Origin of the sequence: Bifidobacterium sp. ESL0790 (assembly GCF_029395435.1) — a bacterium.
Taxonomy (GTDB): domain Bacteria; phylum Actinomycetota; class Actinomycetes; order Actinomycetales; family Bifidobacteriaceae; genus Bifidobacterium.
This window is the reverse complement of record NZ_CP113915.1, coordinates 98292-117678: the sequence shown is the minus strand read 5'-3', so window position 1 is coordinate 117678 and position 19387 is coordinate 98292. Positions and strand designations below refer to the sequence as shown.

Below are 19387 nucleotides of genomic sequence, written 5' to 3'. Positions count from 1 at the left end.
TCAACGATTATGATTTTAACGATGTTCATTTGCGTGGCCACTTTTTGACGCTTAGAAAAAAGTGGCCACGCAAGCCCTCACAATCCTTTCTCAGCGGCGACGGCATCGGATTCGGTGGCGAGGTAGCCCAGCAGGCGCAGCATCTCGGCGGGGTCGGCGATGCGGGTGCGGGCCTTGGTGCCACCCGCGCCGATCTTGATCGTCCACGAGGAGATGGCCGTGTCGATCTGGGCGAGGACGCCGACGTCGTCGGGGCGCGAGGAGCGCGGATGGAAGCTGCTCTGCATGGAGCCGTCATCGGGAACGGCGGCGAACATCGTCTCGTCGGTGGTGTCGTCGCCGGCGGCAAGGACGAAATCGTAGCGGTCGCTCTGGGCGAGCGGCACGACGGCCAGGCCCTTGCTGATGGAGACGGGGCAGACCTCGACGACCTTCGAGTTCTCCATGGTCATCAGGCCGTATTTGCCACAGACCTCGTGAAGCTTGCGCAGCAGGTTCTCGCGCTCGGTGGCGGCGAGCGCCTGGTCACAACGGCGGTAATGCCAGGCCAACGTGCTCGACTTGTGCTCGACGAAGGACTTGGGCACGCGCGCGACCGACTCCTCCATGATGCCCTCGATGATCGGACGCCACACGGCCGGATCGGGAAGGTTGGTGGCACGACGCCAGACACGGCCGGACGGGCCGGTAATCGACGTGGATTTAGCGAGATACGAATCTTCCTTGGCGTCGATCTGCTTGACATCGCTGCGCCAGACACCGTGCTCGGCGATGAGGCCGACAGGCAGGTCGCCCAGCCAGTTCTCCATGGTGTCGCGGTCGCGGCCGGAGACGATATAAAGGTCGACGTCGGGCTGGGAGCCGAGGCGGCGCAACAGGTTGAGCAGACGGCGCTTGGGCTTGGCGCGGTCGGGTGTGCGGACGAGCGGGGTGAGCGTGCCGTCGTAGTCGAGCAGCAGCAGCTTGTGCTGGGACTTGCCCCAGCGGTCGACGAGCTTGTCGCGCTGCAGGCTCTCCAGACGGCGGTCGGCCAGCGTTGGCTCGCTCACCTGGTGCAACGTGCTCAGGAACTCGGTGGACCACAGGGACGCGGTGCGGTATTGCAGGCGGGTCTGCATGGTCTTGTTGCGGCGCTTGGCCTCGTCCGGGTTGATGGTGAGAGCCGAATGCAGGGCCTCGCATACCGCGTCAATGTCGTAGGGATTGACGATATAGGCGTCGGCGAGCTCGCGGGCGGCACCGCACATGTCGGAGAGGACCAGCGCGCCATCTCGGCCATCGCGGCAGGCCAGGTATTCCTTGGCGACCAAGTTCATACCGTCACGCAGCGGGGTGACCAGCGCGACGTCGCCGGCCGCGTAGATGCCACAGACCGGCTTGATCGGCAGCGAACGGGTGATGTAGTGGATCGGGGTCCACGACAGCAGGGAATACTTGCCGTTAATCTCGCCGACCAGCTGGTCGACCTGGTCCTTGAGGCGACGGTACGTCTCGACGTCCTCGCGCGAAGGGGTGGCCAGCAGGTAATAGGTGACGTGGCCGATCCACTCAGGGTAGCGGTCGAGCATGAGGGCGAAGGCGCGCAGACGCTCGGGCAGGCCCTTCGTGTAGTCGAGGCGATCGACCGAGACGACGTCCTTATTCGGCATGTTCTTGCCGTTGGCGGCGACGGATTGGGCGAGCGCCACCTCGGGAAGCTCGTCTTGGCTGTCGGTGTTGATCTGGCTGCCGGTGGACCTGGCCTCGAGGGCGGCTTGGGATTCTGCGGTCAGCGAGGTCTTGAGTCGACGGGTGCGCTTGCCGCTGGCGGCCTCGATGCCGTTGCGCATGGCCTTGGCGAGACTCGAGTGAGACGTGCGGCGGTAGAGGTTGTAATCAATGCCGATCGGGAAGGCGTCGATAGTGACGAAGCGCTTCGGGACTTGGGCGGCCTTGGCGGCGATGGTGTCGGCGGAATCCGTGCTGGAGGGCTTATCGGGCGAGGCGCCGGCCGAGGACTTCTGCCCTTCGGATGAGGCGGGTTCGGGAATGCCGAGGATCTTGTTGGTGACGGCGACGCGACCGTTCTCCCCGACCTCAAGGCCGAGCAGCATCTGCACGACGGCCATAAAATTGGCGCAGAAATCGACGGTGTGGAAGCCGAGCAGGTCGGCGCCCAACAGCCCGCGCAGCAAGTCCGGGCCATTGGGCAGCTGACGGAAGATCTCGGGGCTCGGGAAGGGAATATGGAGGAACCAGCCGATGCGCAGCTTGGGGAAGCGGGCGCGCAGCATGCTCGGCAGGAGCATCAAGTGGTAGTCCTGAATCCACACCGTGTCGTCCGGGCGCAGACGCTCGGCGATGGCGTCGGCGAACTTCTCGTTGACCTGGGTATAGACCTTCCACGTCTCGGGGTCGAACTTGGCCTCGTGCGCGAAATCGTGGAACAGCGGCCACAGCGTGTCGTTGGAGTAACCGGCATAATAGCCGTCAATCTCTTTCTGGCTCAGGAAAATCGGGATGCAACGCTGGCGCTCGAACTCGGCGGTGATGGCCTCGACCTCCTCCTTGCTGCGCGTCTGCGGGTCGATGCCGCTCCAGCCGAACCAATAGCAATCGTTGTGGGCCTTGTGGTAAGGGCCGATGGCCGTGGCAAGACCGCCGATATTCTGTTTGAGCGCAAACGTCCCGTCAGGCCTGGCGTACAGCGACATAGGCAGCCTGTTGGAAACGATTATCAAACGAGTCATCCCGACACCTCACATTTCATCAGCGAAACCGACAACCCGGATTGACACGAGCCGCAAGAGAACCAGACATCCCCGGCCGCGATCGGCGGCACGCACTGCGCGAAACCACATCACGACCTGCGCTCCCAGTCGAAACAGGTCACATTTATACCTTTATTATAAGTTAATCGCGTGTAGTTTGTGAACTACTTCTCACAAGGCCGTGTATAGCAAGGGTTTTTCAAGGGTGGTGGAGCGGGTACCACCTAGGGGTCGGTGAAGTATCAACGGAACCCCTTGTCAGGGTGTCGTCGGAATCTTTGCAGGTATCAATGAGGGTGCCACTAGGGGTATCGCATGAGCATCGTCAGGGTGTCAACGAAATCCGAACGAAACCAGCCACGCACCGCGCGCCCCTTTCTCCACCAAGTGGGCACAAGAAATTCAGCTGAATTGACAGAACCACCACTATCCTTGTGAGAAGCAACAGATATATGAATGCGAGCGCGCATGGCGAACGCATGAATGTGAACCCAAACCGTAGGAGGACGTATGTGCGGCATCATCGCTTTTTCTGACCGCAAGGTGCTTGACAAGGACCTGACGATCCAGTCGATGATGAAGATGATCCAGCATCGCGGACCCAACGTCAAAGGCAGCGGATTCTACACGAACGACCAGGTGGCCATGGGCTTCCGGCGCCTGAGCGTCATCGATCTCAAGGGCGGCAAGCAGCCGATCTTCAACGAGGACGAGTCCATCCTCATCACCTTCAACGGCGAGATCTACAACTACAAGAGCCTGCGCAAGGAACTGCTGGCGGCCGGCCACACGTTCCGCACCGAGGCCGACACCGAAGTGCTGCTGCACGGCTATGAAGAGTGGGGCATGGAAGGGCTGCTCGGGCGCGTGCGCGGCATGTTCGCCTTCCTCATCTGGGACGACAACAAAAAAGCCATGTTCGGCGCTCGCGACTTCTTCGGCATCAAGCCGCTTTACTACTATCACGAAGACGGCACCTTTATTATCGGCTCCGAAATCAAGTCGTTCCTCGTGCATCCGAACTTCAAGAAGGAACTCAACGAGAAGGCCGTCAAGCCGTTCCTGATGAACCAGTACAACGACCTCAAGGAGACGTTCTTCAAGGGCGTCTACCGCTTCCCGGCCGGCCATTGGTTCGAATATAAGGACGACAAGCTCGACATCCACGAGTACTGGGATGCGCACTACGATATCGATTACCAGCGCAGCGATGAGGAGACCATCGACGAGATCGACAAAACCGTCGAGGAGTCCGTCGAGGCGCACCACATCGCCGATGTGCCGGTGGGCGCTTTCCTCTCCGAAGGCGTGGATTCCAGCTACGTGACCTCGATTCTGCGGCCCGAGGAGGTCTTCAGCGTCAACTTCGATGAGGGACCGTTCGACGAGGCCGGCAAGGCCAAGGAGCTCGCGGACCACGAGGGGCTGCATTTCAACCAATACAGCGTGAAGGGCGACGAGGCGTTCGAGGACTTCGCCGAGATGCAATACCACTTGGACGAGCCGGACGCGAACCCGTCGGTGATTCCGCTGTGGTACCTCTGCCGCCTGGCGCGCAAGAAGGTGACCGTCGTGCTTTCCGGCGAGGGCGCGGACGAGCTGTTCGCGGGCTATATCAACTATGGCGTGCACACCAAGAGCAAGGCGATCTGGGACTTCGCCTCGGGCGTGCACAAGCTGCCCAACGGCATCCGCAAGGTGATCGCCAGCACCGCCAAGACGCTGCCGAACTTCCCGGGACGCACCCAGATCTACACGCAGGCCGCGCACCCGCGCGAGTACTACACCGGGCAGGCCTGGGGCTACACGATGGAGCAGCCGACAATCTTCAGCTCCTCGGAGGCCAACAATGTGCTGCAGCCGGAATACCGCAATTCGCTGACGGTCAACGGCATCTATCAGGAGGACTTCGACAAGGTGGCCGGCGCCGAGGAACTCAAGCAGATGCAGTACATCGACCTGCACCACTTCATGTTCAGCGACATTTTGCAGAAGGCCGACAAGATCTCGATGGCGCATTCGCTCGAGCTGCGCGTGCCCTACCTCGACCGCGAGGTGGCCGAGCTGGCGAACACCATCCCCTCCTCGAAGCTGCTCAACGAGCACGATTCCAAGGACATCTTCCGCAAGGCCGCCAGCCGGCACCTGCCGGAGGAATGGTCGAAGCGGCCGAAGCTCGGGTTCCCGACGCCAATCAAGGCGTGGCTGCGCGAGGAGAAGTATTGCGCGCAGGTGCGGGCGCTCTTCTCTGAGGATTGGGTGGCTCAGTTCTTCGAGCAGGACCGGATTCTGACGCTCTTGCAAGACAACTTCGACGGCAAAGTGGACGCGCGCCGCCAAATCTGGAACATCTTCACGTTCCTGACCTGGTACAAGCTTTTCTTCGTCGACTTCGACGGGACGCGGGAACGTTACGAGCATCTGCAGCCGGATGTGCAGAAGTTCATGGACGACGGGGTGCTGGTCTGAATAATCAAGGAATCCTGCTGGAAAGCGTACGTTTTCGGACTTTGGAACGTACGTTTTCCAGCGGGATTCTTTTTCTGCGGTCATATTAAGTCGGATATGCCCAATAATCGGCGATTCCGCCCTATCATGGTTCGCATAGCGGGTCATCGGCGGCGCGACGGAGACGTCGTGGCCGCGGCGACGGGATAATAAGGACGATAAAGCCGGCAGAGGCGACAGCGACAGAAGGCGGGCATGAGCGAGCAAACGGACGAGCGACGAACCGATGGCGGTGAAAACGGCGAGCCGAAAATTGAGCCGGACGCCAAGCGCAGCCAAACCCAGCAAATCGTCGTCATGATCGTCGTGGGGCTTGTGGCGGGCGCGTTCTCCGGGCTTTTCGGCATCGGCGGCGGCTCCATCATCGTGCCGGCGCTGGTGTGGCTGGGTATGAGCCAACGCCACGCGGCGGCTACCTCGCTGGCGGCCATCATCCCACTTTCGATATCGGGCGTGGTCTCGTACGCGACGGCGGGCAATGTGGATTGGCTGGCGGCGCTGCTCATGGTGGTCGGCACAATCATCGGCTCTCAGATCGGCAGTTGGCTGCTTTCGCGCCTGCCCGAACTTTTCCTGCGCTGGTTCTTCGTGGCGTTCCTCGCCGTGATGGTGGTCTCGCAGCTGGTGTTCACGCCGTCACGCCACTCCTCAATCCACATCACCGTCGTCAAAGGCATTCTGCTCATTGCCCTCGGCATCATCATCGGCATGCTTTCGGCGCTGCTCGGCATCGGCGGCGGAGCGATCACCGTGCCCACGCTTTCGCTCTTCTTCGGGGCCAGCGACCTCATCGCGCGCGGGACTTCGCTGCTCGCCATGTTTCCCAGCGCCATCACCGGCACCATCGCCAATTGGAAGCGTGGGCTTGTCCATCTGCGCAACGGGCTGATACTGGGCATCGCGGCCGCCGTGGCCACGCCGTTTGGCGCGAGAATCGCAGAAGGCATTTCGGCACGGCTGGGGGCTTATCTGCTCGCCGCATACCTCTTTATCATCATGCTGCGTTCGGCGTGGACGGCGCTTAAGATCACACCCGGCGTTGGGCCGAAGCTCGCGCGGAAATAGGCGATACGCATATTTTTTTCATAATTCCATAATTCGGAATAACCGTGCGAACAGCACATCATCATACTTATTCGGATAATAGGGGGGTGCAGCCGCGCCAGGGACACAACCACGTCGATGAATGCAGCACTAACCGCTGAAATATTCGGAATATAAGTTTAGTGCTGCATTGATATGGCGTCTGCTGGAATCAGAAATTACAAAACGGCGGAATTCCAACGATGCGGTATTCCACACTTATTCTCGGCATAGCAGGGAACGGCAAAAAGGCCCAAAACGCTCACTAGTGCTGCAAAAACGACGAGTTCTTCACGAATTCATTACAAACCAACATATGAAGATAATGCCACTACCGTTTCGCCGAGAAGAAATCGGTGAGGAGCTGGGCGCATTCCTGCTCGCGCACGCCACCGAAGACCTCGGGTTGGGCGCCGATGTGCGGGTCTCGCGGGATGTCCCAGACCGATCCGCATGCGCCAAGTTTCTCATCCCACGCGCCGAACACGATGCGGCCGATGTGGGTCTGCAGGGCGGCGCCGGCGCACATCGGGCAGGGTTCAAGGGTGACCACAAGCGTGCAATCGGCGAGATTCCAACCCTTTTGCGAGCGCGGCCTTGCATTGGTGGAGGCCGGCACGAAAAGCATATCGTCCTTTGAAGCCGAATCCCAATCTCTGGCGGAATTACTACGTGTATTTGTGTCATTCTTATTGGACGTCAAGCGATTCGCGGCGGCACCAAGCCGCGTGGCCGCATCACGCATGGCCTCCACCTCGGCATGGGCCAGCGGGTCGTCGTCAATCTCGCGACGGTTCCGGCCACGGCCGATGATGTTGCCATTGGCATCCAACACTACCGCACCAACCGGCACCTCGCCTTCGATTGCGGCCTCGCGGGCCAATCGCAGTGCCTCGCCCATCGCGTCCTTGATATTCATAGCTCCCAGTGTATAAACATGCGTCCCGTTATTGGTGCCATGAACCTCAGCGATAAAGCAATTAAAAGAACTCATCTCAATCTGCTGACCGCGATGTCAGCGAACCTCCAAACGGCAGAGAACAGACGAGAACCGGGTCAAGAATATCCGAACTCTGCCAACATAAACCCTTGATGGCAACGAACGGACCGAATATCACGAATTCCCGTCCGAAATATGCCGTCGGAAGCAGCAACGACAGAAAAACAGATAACGTCGAGACCCAATCTGCTCGAAATACGCCGCCGAAGAGCGGGCGGAACGCTCGGGGCGTAACGAAGCGCTAGGGCAAACAAGCGTCATGTATAGTGAAAAATGTAAGTATATGTATAACTGCAAACGATGATGTCGGATGCCACAGCGCAAGATGACTAGCTCCAAAAAGGCCACGTCAAAAAACGGCAGAAACGGCAGCGGCAAGCGGAAGCTCCGGAGGAGACTCCGGGTGACGAGTGCCCAGGCAGCGGGAAGTGACTGGACACGGCAACAGCGACCAGAGGTCTCGGAAGAAAGCTCCGAGTGACAACGCACAGACCGCAAGAAGTGGCTGGCCACGGTTGTTTTCAACGACCGGCCCGACGTGTGGAGACAATCGGAAGCACTGGACGCCGGCTTCGAACACAGCCAGACAACGAAGCCGAACGGATGCGAAAGTAGCCGACGCGCATCGGCACTGGAATAAGCACCTGCGTCTGGAGCGAGTCAACCGGCATCATCACACACAAACCGCCAAAAGACGGCGGGCGCAACGACGAGAAAGGTACTGTAGTCTGTGGAAATTTTCGAGCTGATCCTGTGCATCCTGGGAGCCGTCGTGCTCTCGTCGTTCATCAGCAGGTTCATCCCACGAATATCCACGCCGCTGGTCCAGATCGCGCTGGGCGTGGCGGTGACCTACCTGCCCTCGTTCCCCGACGTGAAGCTCAACCCGGCCCTCTTCATGGTCCTGTTCATCGCGCCGCTGCTCTACCTCGAAGCGCACGAAATCGACAAGCCGACGCTATACAAGACGCTCAAATACTCGCTTCCCATGGCCATCGGGCTGGCGCTGGGCACGATGGTGATCATCGGATTCGCGCTGCACGCCGTATGGCCGGCGATTCCCCTGGCCGCGGCCTTCGCGCTCGGCGCCGCGCTCGGACCCACCGACGCCGTGGCGGTTTCCTCACTTTCCAGCGAGGCCTCGTTCAGCAAGGAACAGAAGGGCATCCTGCAAGGCGAATCGCTGTTCAACGACGCATCGGGCGTCATCGGCTTCCAGTTCGCCATCCTCGCGGCAGTGACCGGCAGCTTCTCCATGGCCACGGCCACCAAGGAATTCATCCTCTCCTTCGTCGGCGGCGTCGTAATCGGCCTGCTCGCGGGCGTGCTCGCCAACTGGATCTTCGGCCTGGTGCGCAGGCTCGGCTGGGAAACCATGACCACTCGCATCCTGATGGAGCTCTTCCTGCCGTTCCTGGTCTATCTCGCCGCCGACGACCTGATTCACGTCTCCGGCATCCTCGCCGTGGTGGCGTTCGGCCTGACCGTCCACTTCGACCACACCGGCATCAGCCCGAACGCGGCGCGAACCAACATCGTCTCGAGCAGCGTGTGGTCGGTGCTCTCGTTCAGTCTCAACGGTACCGTCTTCATCCTGCTGGGCATGCAGCTGCCCGGCGCCATGCGCGCCAGCTGGGACGACCATGTGGTGAGCAACGGCATGCTTGTGGCCATCATCCTGCTGGTCTCGGTCATCGCCATCATCGTGCGGTTCCTGTGGGTCTGGCTCATCGCCGCGCCCAAACGCGACCCCGACGGCAACCGGTTCCGCCGCAAGCCGCGCTCGTTGCGTGACGCCGCGGTGATGACCTTTGGCGGGGCAAAAGGTACCATCACGCTTTCGTTGATGTTCACCATCCCCTACACCCTGCAGACGGGCGAGGCGTTCCCGATGCGTAACGAGCTGATATTCGTGGCCTCCGGCGTCATCGTGGTCACCCTGCTGCTCGCCAACTTCATGCTGCCGCTGCTCGCGCCCAGCAAGGATTCCGCGGAGACGGACTCACAGCTCAAAACCATCAGCATCGAGGTGCTGCGCAGGACCGTCGAGGAGCTCAGCAACCGCGTTACCGACGAGAACCGCAGCGTGCTGCTGCCGATCATCGACTCGTACAACGGGCGCATCACCCGTCTGCGCCAGCGCATGGGATCAATCGACAACACGAGGCTTGAGGCGCTGCAGATCGACGCGCTGCATTGGGAGAAGGACTACGTCAAGGAACGGCTCAACACCACCAAGGCCGACGAGACGATGGACAAGCACGCTCAGGAGCTGCAGATCGAGGCGTGCGAGCGCATGCTCGACCAAATCATGGACACGCTGCGCCACACCAACGACAAGAAGAACAACCATCCGGCGGTCTCGCAGATACGCGGACGCGCACATCGGATGAAGCGGCGCATCGTCACGTTGGCCAGGCGGGCCAACCACAAGATCCGTCGCAGCGCGCCGATCCTGACCGAAAACGAGATCTACAACTACATGCGCTCCACACAGATCGACGCCATCAACTACGTCATCGACAAGCTTTACGAAGAGATGCGCGAAGGCAACTACCCCATCGAATACTGCTCGCTGCTCATCCTCGACTATCGCCGCGCGCTGGCCGAGCTGCGCAGCCGCGGGAACTTCAACCGCAGCGCCGACACCATCTCTCGGATCGACGAGGCCAAGCACGAAAGCTTCGCCATTGAGCTCGAGGAGATTCAGAACATGCTCGAGGATGGGGAGATTACCAGGGGCCAAGCGAAGTATTTGAGAAGGAATGTGTATGTGATGCAGGTCGACGCAGACGCTGAGTTATAACGGTATCTGACTGCGCGAACACACTAATTTCGACCTGCATCCTTCGCGTTCGATACTTCGCGCTCACTTCAGCTACGAGAAGCTCACTGGGCTATTGGTGTTGAAAAAACATACTCCAGTTGGGTCCCCATCGCTCTTTCGCGCTCGATAGATCGCGCTCTCATCGGCTAGGCGAAGCGCTATTCGATGCCGGAGGAGATGTTATTGAGGACCAGCCACTGGCGGATGTCGGTGAACTCCTCGAGGCTGACGGCGTGGTCTAGGGTGCGGTAGTCCTTCGCGGTGAGCCAGGTATGCTCCTCAAGCCAGGCGCACGTGGCCTTGAGCTCGTACTTCGGCAAGACGGAATCGCGGTCGCCATAGCCGTAGAACACCGGAACCTGAAACACATCAAGCTCGCTGTCGGCGGGAGCGGTGCCGGGCACCGAGCCACGGGCCACGAAACCAGAGAGCGCGACGACGGCGCGATAACGCTTCGGATTGACGCGCAGCAAATGAATCGCGAGCGCCGCGCCCTGCGAGAAGCCGATGGGCACGATGTCGCGACCGGATTCGATATGCTCTTCCACCCAGTTGTCGACGGCGGTGGCCGCAGCGAAGATGTCGCGGTCGAGGTCATCACCGGTCGGCACGCCCTCATGGAACCAGCTGAACGCGCCGGAACCGGAGCCAAACTCGCCCGGCCCCTCCTCCTGCAGCACCAGCGGAGCACGCAGCGAGGCGAAATCGTTGTAGGGCGCGACGTAGCGCATCATGTCCGCCAGATCGGCCTCGTTGGAACCCCAGCCATGCAGACACAGGAACAGCGGACGCGAAAGCGCGGCCTTGCCGCCGCCGTGCGAATATTGGACGTGGCCGACCGACATGGGCTCGCCGAAGCGCCCAGGAATATCAGGGGATTGGCGGCCAATCAGACCATCGTCGTCGCCATTGTTCTTATTCGTCTCATTCGCAACTTCGCTCATGCCTCAATGATAGGCGGCAAACCCAACAGTCATACAACGAATTTCGCCGGGCGGCACAACGCTGCCGCAGATATAAATCGACGCCGACAACGAATGGCTGATAGTTAACAACTCAGCCACAACCAACCATCACGGCTGACACAAGCCTTCGCGGCCTTACTGCGAGTCCCCGAGAGTCTCGATCTTGCCGCCCCATTCGCTCTGCAGCGCGGTCATCTGGCTTTTGTCGCCGACCGCCATCCACTGGCCGCCATCGAGCAAGCGGTAATCGGCGGCCGCATCGCCACCGCCGCCAAGATATTGGTTGAGCAGACCGCCGGCCTTGGAACGCACCACGGGGCCGTCAACCGTCGCGGCGGTCTTGCTTTCGAATGTCACGAAGGCGTAGCGGCCGGAAACGCAGACGGACACCGCCGAGACCCCAGGAAACTGACTCGCGTCGACGTCGTTCCAGCCTCCCGAGCACGTGCCGGCTTTCGCTTCCATGCCCTTTTTCATCTGCGTGACGCTGGAATATGGGGCCGAAGACGAGGCTGACGCCGCGCCGCTACCCTTCTTGTGGCCAGTCAAAACACCAAGGGACATCACCAGCGCGACCACGACCACAGCCGTTACCATAAGCACAATAAGGGCTACGAGAAACTTGTTCTTATGATGGCGCGTAAGACCGGGAACGGCGACGCCAGCGTCGTCACCGACTTCAACGCGAGATCGGCTCGGCTCCCCGGCTCGATCGGCGAGATAATCGAAGTCGTCTTGCATAGCGCCTCCTTTAATCTGGCACAGATTAGGAATGTACTAACACCGTCGCCAAAGTACGAATAATGCCATTCTAACGGGCAAAGCTATCATCAGACAGCCATCAGTTAACGGTCCAAAAAGGGCAGAAACACGACACTATGCCTAAACGGGCCACTGACGCCCCACCCACGGCCCGTTTTGGGGACGCAAATTACAGGACGCTGGAAACAAGCCACTGGCGAGCGCTCAACGTCATGTTTCCGGCATGAAAACGATGCCATGCTGGAAACCGGCCATTTGTTGACGACCAATGTCACGTTTGCTCAGGAAAGTGCCCGAGAAAAAGAGAAACCCCGGTGCGTTAACACCGGGGCGAGAAAGGAGAGAAGAAGAAAGGTTAAGTTATCGAAAACCGAAATCCAAGTCCTCGGCCAGCTCTTGCTGACAGTTATTATGTAACTCCCCAATACTTAGTGAATCGGCTAAATAGCCTGAAAATTCGCTGAAAATAACGCGTTCCCGGCCTTTATTCACATTTCCCACACCACTCGCGCCATCCACGATAAAGCGATTTACCATATTTACCGTCACAATCAGTGATATAAAATCACCAATTTTCGTTGCAATTTCAACGAAACCAAGCTATAGATAAAACGCTTTATCAAAGTTTGCCTGCTTTGTCGCTCCTTCCACGCCGCCACGTTAAATCCACGCAAGACCAAGCGAACGTCTACACTGAGAGCAGAACCACAATTCAAGCGCAGGGGGATTCATCATGCTGCTGTCCGATCGCGACATTCTGGGCGCCCAAGCCGACGGCCATATCTCGCTCGAGCCATGGACCCCCGAGATGGTGCAGCCGGCCTCGATCGACGTGAGGCTCGACCGATACTTCCGCCTGTTCAACAACCACGCGTACACCTATGTGGATCCGGCCGAGAACCAAGGCGACCTCACCGAGCAGTTCGAGGTGCCGAAGGGCGAGCCGTGGATCCTGCATCCGGGCGAGTTCGCGTTGGCCTCGACTTGGGAATATGTGAAGCTCGACGCGACCATGGCCGCGCGACTCGAGGGCAAGAGCTCGCTGGGCAGGCTCGGCATCCTCACCCATTCCACCGCGGGCTTCATCGACCCGGGCTTCGAGGGGCACATCACGCTCGAGCTTTCGAACGTGAGCACGCTGCCGGTGAAGCTGTGGCCAGGCATGAAGATCGGGCAGATGTGCTTCTTCGAACTGAGCACACCGGCCGCCCACCCCTACGGTTCCGACGGTGTCGGCTCCCATTACCAAGGCCAGCGAGGCCCGACCCCTTCGCGCTCCTACGAGCACTTCTACTGCGCCGAGATCAACGACTGAGCTCAGACGGCTCACCCCTCACGGTGCCAACCAATGAGAAAAGCACCAAAATACGCCCAAAAAGGTGCTTTCCCTGCAGTAACAGCCTGTTTCAGTGGAAAAAGCGTCATTATCGGGGGATTTTGGCGCTTTTTTCACTGAATCAGGCCCCTTGCGGATGGAGACCGGATGGGCTGGCGCGCGGGCCGGGTTAGCGGGGTTGGCGCGGGGTGCTGGGACAATGGGAGCATGGCTAACAAGAAGGGCCCGGTCAAAGGTTCGGGCGGAAAACATCGCAATGCACTGAAGGGCCGCGGGCCGACGCCCCGTGCCGAGGATCGCACATACCACAAGGCTTACAAGGCGAAAAAGCGTAACGAGAAGCGGCAGTTCGCCGACCCCAGGCTGGCGGCACGTCGTCGCGCGGCCAAATACACTTCGGATTCCGATGACTTGGTGATCGGCCGCAACGCCGTCCTCGAGGCTCTGCGCGTGGGGGTGCCCAGCACGCAGCTCTACATCGCCAACCGCATCGAACATGACGACCGCACCCGCGACATCGTGCGCCTGGCCGGCATGCAGGGGCTCAACCTGCTGGAGGCCGACCGGCTGGAGATGGACCGCATCGCCCACTCGCGCAACCACCAAGGCATCATCCTCAAGGTGCAGCCCTACCAGTATTCGTCGCTGAACGAGCTGGCCGACCGCGCCGAAAAGAAGTCGCACGCGATGGAAGAGGCGGATTCGCAGAGCGCCCGCATCGGTGCTCGCCCGCTGTTCATCGCGCTTGACGGCGTCACCGATCCGCAGAATCTCGGGGCCGTCATCCGTTCCGCCGCGGCATTCGGCGCCAACGGGGTCATCCTGCCCGAGCGCCGTTCCGCCTCGGTGAACGCGGCGGCTTGGAAGGTATCGGCCGGAGCCGCGGCCCATCTGCCGGTCGCGCGTGTGGTCAATCTGACCAAGGCCATCGAAGGGCTCAAGGAACGCGGCTATTACGTGGTCGGCCTCGACGGTGGCGGCGACGCGCTCGTAGGCGAAAGCGGATTCGAAAGCGACCCACTCGTGGTCGTGCTCGGTTCGGAAGGTAAAGGCCTGAGCCGCCTGGTGCGCGAGGCTTGCGATTCGATCGCCGGCATCCCCATCAGCAGCACCGTGGAGTCGCTCAACGCTTCGGTGGCCGCGGGCATCAGTCTCTACGCCGTCGCCCGCGCCCGCCGCGAGGCGGCCGCCAAAGCGGATAAAAGTAAAAAGTAAATAGAGAACAGAATAATTTCTGGAAGAAAGGGCCTGCCCGGGCGCTAATAAAACTCGGCCCGAGCAGGTTTTACCTAACGGCGGCGCCTATCCCGATAATCCATAATCACCAGGTAGCCGGTGAGAGCCACCAAAATGATGTCGGCCACGACACTGTCGGTTCTCGAGACAAAAACCGCCAGAATCGCGACGACGAATTCATGGAGATAGTTGCTTCCGCCAGGTCCTTTCTGCTCCTCAGGCATTTCGCTGCCTTTCCGTTGAGTGCCGCGCCACGAATGACGCGGCAACGGCGTATGAGCCGGGCAGCTCATACGATCGCTTTCACCTACGCTACATAGGATAAGCGATGAATTTCATCATATATGAACTGCCGAATCTTCAGAATGCGTTATAATGAATGTTGTTGATACGGCACGCTACTCATCTGCGATATAAAGTCGGGCTATAAGCTTTAGCAGATGATGCCGCAATCAATAGGGCATTGTTCCTTGTCCTCTTTGAAGTGCCGCGGGCCGGTATCCGAATTCGGGTACCGGCCCTTCGGGTATCCGGACGGCTTAAGAGAGTTGCGACAACTACCCCTCAGTGGCTCCAGACGGCGGCGTCTTGGTCGTATTCGTCGGGGTCGTAGTCATCATCGACGGCGGTGGCGGCCTCGCTCCAATCATCGTCGTTGCGAGTACCCGCGTCTTTCACACCTTTAGCGCCTTGCTTGGCAATGCCCTTCGCACCTTCGGCGTCATCCGCACCATCCGCGCTTTCGGCGGCATTGCGCGCGCACGCGATCTTTTCGATGGGCACGTCATCGGCGAAACCAAGCGATGCGCCGATGTTGTCGACCTCGTCGTTGTCGGCGCCGACCGTGTCGGGAATGTCGGCTCCCGCGCCAGCCTCACCCCCGTTGGCCGCACCGTCACCAGCCACGCCAGCAGGATCGTCAAACGTCGAGCTCTCGTCGATGACCCCGGAATCCGCGTCGCCGTTGATCTCCGCGATCGCCTTCGAGTCGAGGTCGTACTTGGGCAGAATCCGCTTGATATAGTCGTTCGCGGCCACGGCGGTCGGCACGTCATGCCCGGCCTTTTCGGCGAGATACCAACGATTCTCAAGCACCTCATGGAAGAACTGCGCCGGTTCGATCTTGGAGCGGTATTCGCGCGGAATCATGCGCACGGTGGGCTCGAAGACCTCGCGCATCCAATCGGTGGCGACGATTTCGAGCTCTTCGCCATCGCGCCAGGTCGAAGCGCGGTAGGCGTCGAGGTCGTTCAACAAACGCCTGGCCTGGTTCTCCTGCACGTCGAGGCCGGTCAAGCGCAGCAGCTTACGCGAGGCGTACCCCGCGTCGACCACGCGCGGCCGCACCAACACGCGCTGCCCGTTGTCGACGGTCTTGACCTCAAGCTCGTCGACGTCGAACCCGAGATCGTTGAGCTTGTTGACGCGCTTCTCGATCTTCCACATCTCGTCCGGCCCGAAGTCCTCCTCGCCGGTGAGCGCGTTCCAGAGCGAATCGTAGCGCTCGAGCAGCCTGTTGCCGACCTCCACCTCGTCGACCTCGTCGGGCAGCAGTTTGCCGGAGCTCAGGTCCATCAGCTCGCCGATGATGTTGGTGCGCGCCAAATCCATATCGTAATTGCGCTGCCCGGGCGAAAGCGAGGTGTGCAGCGCGCCGGTCTCGGCGTCGACCAGGAACGCGGAGAAAGCGTAGGCGTCGCGCATGAACAGGACGTTCGAAAGCGACACGTCGCCCCAATAGAAGCCGGCGAGATGCAGCCGTACCATCAGCACAGCGAGCGCGTCGATCAGCCGGTCAGCGGTGTCGGGGCGGAGATTGCCGGCGAACAGCGCGCGGTATGGCAGCGAGAACTTGAGCTGCCGGGTGACCAGCATCGATTCGAGCGGCTCGCCCTCGCGCGTGTGCCGCCCGGTCACCACGGCGATGGGCTCGACGGTGGGGAGCTCCAGTTTCTGCAGCCGGCGCAGCAGCTCGTATTCGCGGGCGGCCACACGGCTGGTGATCTCCTTCATCGCGTAGATCTCGTCGCCCACATGCACGAAACGCACGACGTGGCGCGAGATGCCGCGCGGCAGGTTGGCCAGCAGGTCCTTGGGCCAGCTCGCCAGCGGCTTCTCCCACGGCAGCGTGAACATTTTCGGATTGGAGCTGGTCGCGGTGATCTTGAGCGCCTTGGGCTCGGCCGCCTCGCCGTCATCCGCCGGCACCGAGACGGACGTCGCCTTCAACGCCCGCGGGTCCAGCTGCGCATTCCCAGTCAATTCCATATCTCCAATCTAGTGCAGACAAGCGATGAATGACATTGGATTTCGCGCACATATATATTGCCTTCCATGCCCAAAAACATTGTCTGGTATCACCCACAAAAAGCGCGAAAAACGCCTAACCAGCCAGCCCATTTCAAGACGCAAAAACCCATGCCACAGCAAACGCGCGGCATGGGTTCGAAAATGGAGTCGGCTAAGAAGGCACTCAGTTCAGGCGCAGCTCGGTGGCCTGGGAGAAGAGGTGCATCTTGGTCGGGTCGATCTTGATCTTGACGGTCTCGCCGACCTTCGGCAGCTGGCGCGGGTTGACGCGAATCGTGGTCAGCTTGTTCTGGTCGGACATCGTGGCGGCCTGCTCGGCGACGGAGCCATCAGTGATGATGTTGCCGTAGATATAGCCGTCGGAGCCCAGGTCCTCGACGTTGGCGACGCTGAGCGAGAAGGCGTTCGGCTCGTCGGCGGCGGCAAGATCCGCGTCCTCCGGACGGAACCCGACGACGATCTGGCCCTTGTCGTCCGCGGTCAGCTTGTCGACGGCCTCGGCGGGCAGATCGATGGTGTCGCCGCCGATCTTCGCCTTGCCGTCGACCACCGGATGGGTGTTGATGTTCATCGACGGCGAGCCGATGAAGCCTGCGACGAAGACGTTCTGCGGCTTGTCGTAGAGCTCGGTGGGGGCGCCGACCTGCTGCAGCTCGCCGAGCTTGATGACGGCGATGCGGTCGCCCATCGTCAGGGCCTCGGTCTGGTCGTGGGTGACGTACAGGGTGGTGACGCCGAGCTGGCGCTGCAGGGCCGCGATCTGGGTACGGGTCTGCACACGCAGCTTCGCGTCGAGGTTGGAAAGCGGCTCGTCCATCAGGAAGACCTTCGGCTTACGCACGATGGCTCGGCCCATGGCCACACGCTGACGCTGACCACCGGATAGCGCCTTCGGCTTGCGGTCGAGGAATTCGGTGAGGTCGAGGACCTTGGCGGCCTCCTCAACGCGCTGGCGAATCTCGTCCTTCGGCACGCCGGCGATCTTCAGGGCGAAGCCCATGTTGTCGGCCACGGTCATGTGCGGGTAGAGGGCGTAGTTCTGGAAGACCATCGCGATATCGCGGTCTTTGGGCTGCATGGTGGTGACGTCGGTGTCACCAATGAAAATCTTGCCTTTGTTGACTTCCTCAAGGCCGGCAAGCATACGCAGCGTCGTCGATTTGCCGCAGCCGGAGGGGCCGACGAGCACGAGGAATTCGCCGTCTTTGATGTCGAGGCAGAGGTTCGAGACTGAAGGCTCGGTGTTGCCGGGGTAGATACGGGTGACATGGTCGAATACGACTTTTGCCATAATAATGTTCCTTTCATCGGCAGGTACGTGCCGAACGATCCGAGTGAGAGGTTCTGCATCCACCCAACAGCCAGCTTCGGCCTTGGATTTCCGCACTTTCATTCATTTATGACGCCCCACGAAGTACTCTCTCCGTCGAGCCAATTCCAACTATACACTTATGGCACCGATGTGCTACGAAAAACGTGACAGAAAAAAGGAGCCGCCTCGCGACGGCTCCGAACAATTCCTTAGCTAGTAAAAGCTAGCCTGTGACCTCAGCCTCGACTGCCTAAAAACTTTGACGACCATCACGACCTTCAATTGGCAATCGGTCGGAAAGCTTCAGCCACTATTCATAGAATAGCACAGCAGAAATATTTATCTCAGATCATTCATCTCGCAGCGTGTCTAGACAGTATTTACATTTTTGTCGAAATCAACTCTCTTACGATATGCTTATAAACGTTCCATTCGGAGTCGGATCCGTTTGGAGCAGAACAATTCCACGGCTAATGAAAGGAGTGTAAACCGTGAGCACTCAAGGAGGGCCGACAGGACCATTTTCCTGTCTAATAGCAGAGGTGTTCAGGTTGCTTCGCATTCTGGCAGGCAATTTGAGCAAGAGGACGGCCAGTATTTGTTTTGTCTTGACCATGGCGCCCCTCTGGCTTGCAGGTGCCGGTTTCGCCATATTGGGCATATTGACCATAGGCCAAATGTTCTGAACCGGTAGGGTCTGAATCGCAGCCGGGCCTCCGTTGGATTTTGTGTCCGGCGGAGGCCTCCCCTTTAAGCATTACGGCCACGAACACGACGTGTGACGACACTCACAACGCATTACATATCCACGGTTCGATAAGTGAATTGGACAGATAGCGCAAGTCTGTGGGTCACGAAATATCGGAATGGATAGTTCGGAGTTGCGCGAGGACGATCAGGCCGCTTTTCATAAGGGTTTTGCGAGGTTCGCCACACTTTCTGAACGCCTCGCGAACGCCCTCTGTACGCTTTCTGAACACTTTTCGAGCGCCAATATACGCCCAGCGAACATCACCGCCAATCGAAACGGCAACCCTTATATCTTTTTGGGACGCAATTCGACGGTATTTTTGCACTCCACTATGCCGCTAACATCGATTGCCCGCCTTATTTCATGCGGTTATCAACGACGTCAAATTCTCGACGAACCACCAAAAGGTAATGCGACGGAAACGCTTTTAAAGTATGATGTAACAATGCAGAAAACGCAATAAGACATCATTTTGACCCCCTTCAGGAAACCTTCACAATTCCCATACTTATCAGGAACGAATAGAAACATTTCTCGTATTTTTCGC

The 19387-nt window shown here is 59.6% G+C and carries 13 protein-coding genes; 6 read left to right on the top strand and 7 right to left on the bottom strand.

Annotated features, from left to right (window positions below):
• Window positions 1-77 precede the first annotated feature (77 nt).
• A complete protein-coding gene (gene otsB, locus OZY47_RS00385; protein ID WP_277177989.1) occupies window positions 78-2729 on the bottom strand; it encodes a trehalose-phosphatase in 2652 nt (883 codons plus the stop codon).
• Window positions 2730-3260: 531 nt separating this feature from the next.
• Here otsB and asnB point away from each other — a divergent pair.
• Together asnB and OZY47_RS00375 are read left to right on the top strand one after the other, a co-directional pair.
• A complete protein-coding gene (gene asnB, locus OZY47_RS00380) occupies window positions 3261-5219 on the top strand; it encodes an asparagine synthase (glutamine-hydrolyzing) (protein ID WP_277177988.1) in 1959 nt (652 codons plus the stop codon).
• A gap of 336 nt (window positions 5220-5555) precedes the next feature.
• Window positions 5556-6323: a sulfite exporter TauE/SafE family protein gene (locus OZY47_RS00375; protein WP_277179270.1), complete on the top strand. Its 768-nt coding sequence runs from the start codon at window positions 5556-5558 to the stop codon at window positions 6321-6323.
• A 349-nt stretch (window positions 6324-6672) separates the two neighbouring features.
• Here the strand turns inward: OZY47_RS00375 and OZY47_RS00370 are convergent, their stop codons facing one another.
• The gene (locus tag OZY47_RS00370) at window positions 6673-7260 is read right to left on the bottom strand and encodes a nucleoside deaminase (RefSeq protein ID WP_348519390.1); all 588 of its coding nucleotides are present in this window, start codon (window positions 7258-7260) and stop codon (window positions 6673-6675) included.
• An 811-nt stretch (window positions 7261-8071) separates the two neighbouring features.
• Here OZY47_RS00370 and OZY47_RS00365 point away from each other — a divergent pair.
• A complete protein-coding gene (locus tag OZY47_RS00365) occupies window positions 8072-10147 on the top strand; it encodes a cation:proton antiporter (RefSeq protein ID WP_277177987.1) in 2076 nt (691 codons plus the stop codon).
• Between the two features lie 179 nt (window positions 10148-10326).
• On the opposite strand, the gene OZY47_RS00360 is transcribed toward OZY47_RS00365, so the two are convergent.
• Both OZY47_RS00360 and OZY47_RS00355 read right to left on the bottom strand, forming a co-directional pair.
• Window positions 10327-11112 carry an esterase gene (locus tag OZY47_RS00360; RefSeq protein ID WP_277177986.1) on the bottom strand — a complete coding sequence of 262 codons (786 nt, stop codon included), beginning with the start codon at window positions 11110-11112 and terminating at the stop codon, window positions 10327-10329.
• A gap of 156 nt (window positions 11113-11268) precedes the next feature.
• Window positions 11269-11730 carry a hypothetical protein gene (locus OZY47_RS00355; RefSeq protein ID WP_277177985.1) on the bottom strand — a complete coding sequence of 154 codons (462 nt, stop codon included), beginning with the start codon at window positions 11728-11730 and terminating at the stop codon, window positions 11269-11271.
• 898 nt (window positions 11731-12628) lie between these two features.
• Here OZY47_RS00355 and dcd point away from each other — a divergent pair.
• Together dcd and rlmB are read left to right on the top strand one after the other, a co-directional pair.
• Entirely contained in the window at window positions 12629-13210 is a 582-nt protein-coding gene (gene dcd / locus OZY47_RS00350; RefSeq protein WP_277177984.1) for a dCTP deaminase, read from the top strand.
• 228 nt (window positions 13211-13438) lie between these two features.
• The gene (gene rlmB / locus OZY47_RS00345) at window positions 13439-14446 is read left to right on the top strand and encodes a 23S rRNA (guanosine(2251)-2'-O)-methyltransferase RlmB (RefSeq protein ID WP_277177983.1); all 1008 of its coding nucleotides are present in this window, start codon (window positions 13439-13441) and stop codon (window positions 14444-14446) included.
• A 74-nt stretch (window positions 14447-14520) separates the two neighbouring features.
• Here rlmB and OZY47_RS00340 read toward each other — a convergent pair whose 3' ends face one another.
• The 3 genes from OZY47_RS00340 to ugpC form a co-directional block, all read right to left on the bottom strand.
• On the bottom strand, window positions 14521-14691 hold the full coding sequence (locus tag OZY47_RS00340) for a hypothetical protein (RefSeq protein WP_277177982.1): 171 nt from the start codon (window positions 14689-14691) through the stop codon (window positions 14521-14523).
• A 340-nt stretch (window positions 14692-15031) separates the two neighbouring features.
• Window positions 15032-16735: a DUF4032 domain-containing protein gene (locus OZY47_RS00335; RefSeq protein ID WP_277177981.1), complete on the bottom strand. Its 1704-nt coding sequence runs from the start codon at window positions 16733-16735 to the stop codon at window positions 15032-15034.
• Window positions 16736-16940: 205 nt separating this feature from the next.
• Window positions 16941-18068 carry a sn-glycerol-3-phosphate ABC transporter ATP-binding protein UgpC gene (gene ugpC / locus OZY47_RS00330; RefSeq protein WP_277177980.1) on the bottom strand — a complete coding sequence of 376 codons (1128 nt, stop codon included), beginning with the start codon at window positions 18066-18068 and terminating at the stop codon, window positions 16941-16943.
• Between the two features lie 887 nt (window positions 18069-18955).
• Here ugpC and OZY47_RS00325 point away from each other — a divergent pair.
• On the top strand, window positions 18956-19303 hold the full coding sequence (locus OZY47_RS00325; RefSeq protein WP_277177979.1) for a hypothetical protein: 348 nt from the start codon (window positions 18956-18958) through the stop codon (window positions 19301-19303).
• The last annotated feature ends 84 nt before the right edge of the window (window positions 19304-19387 follow it).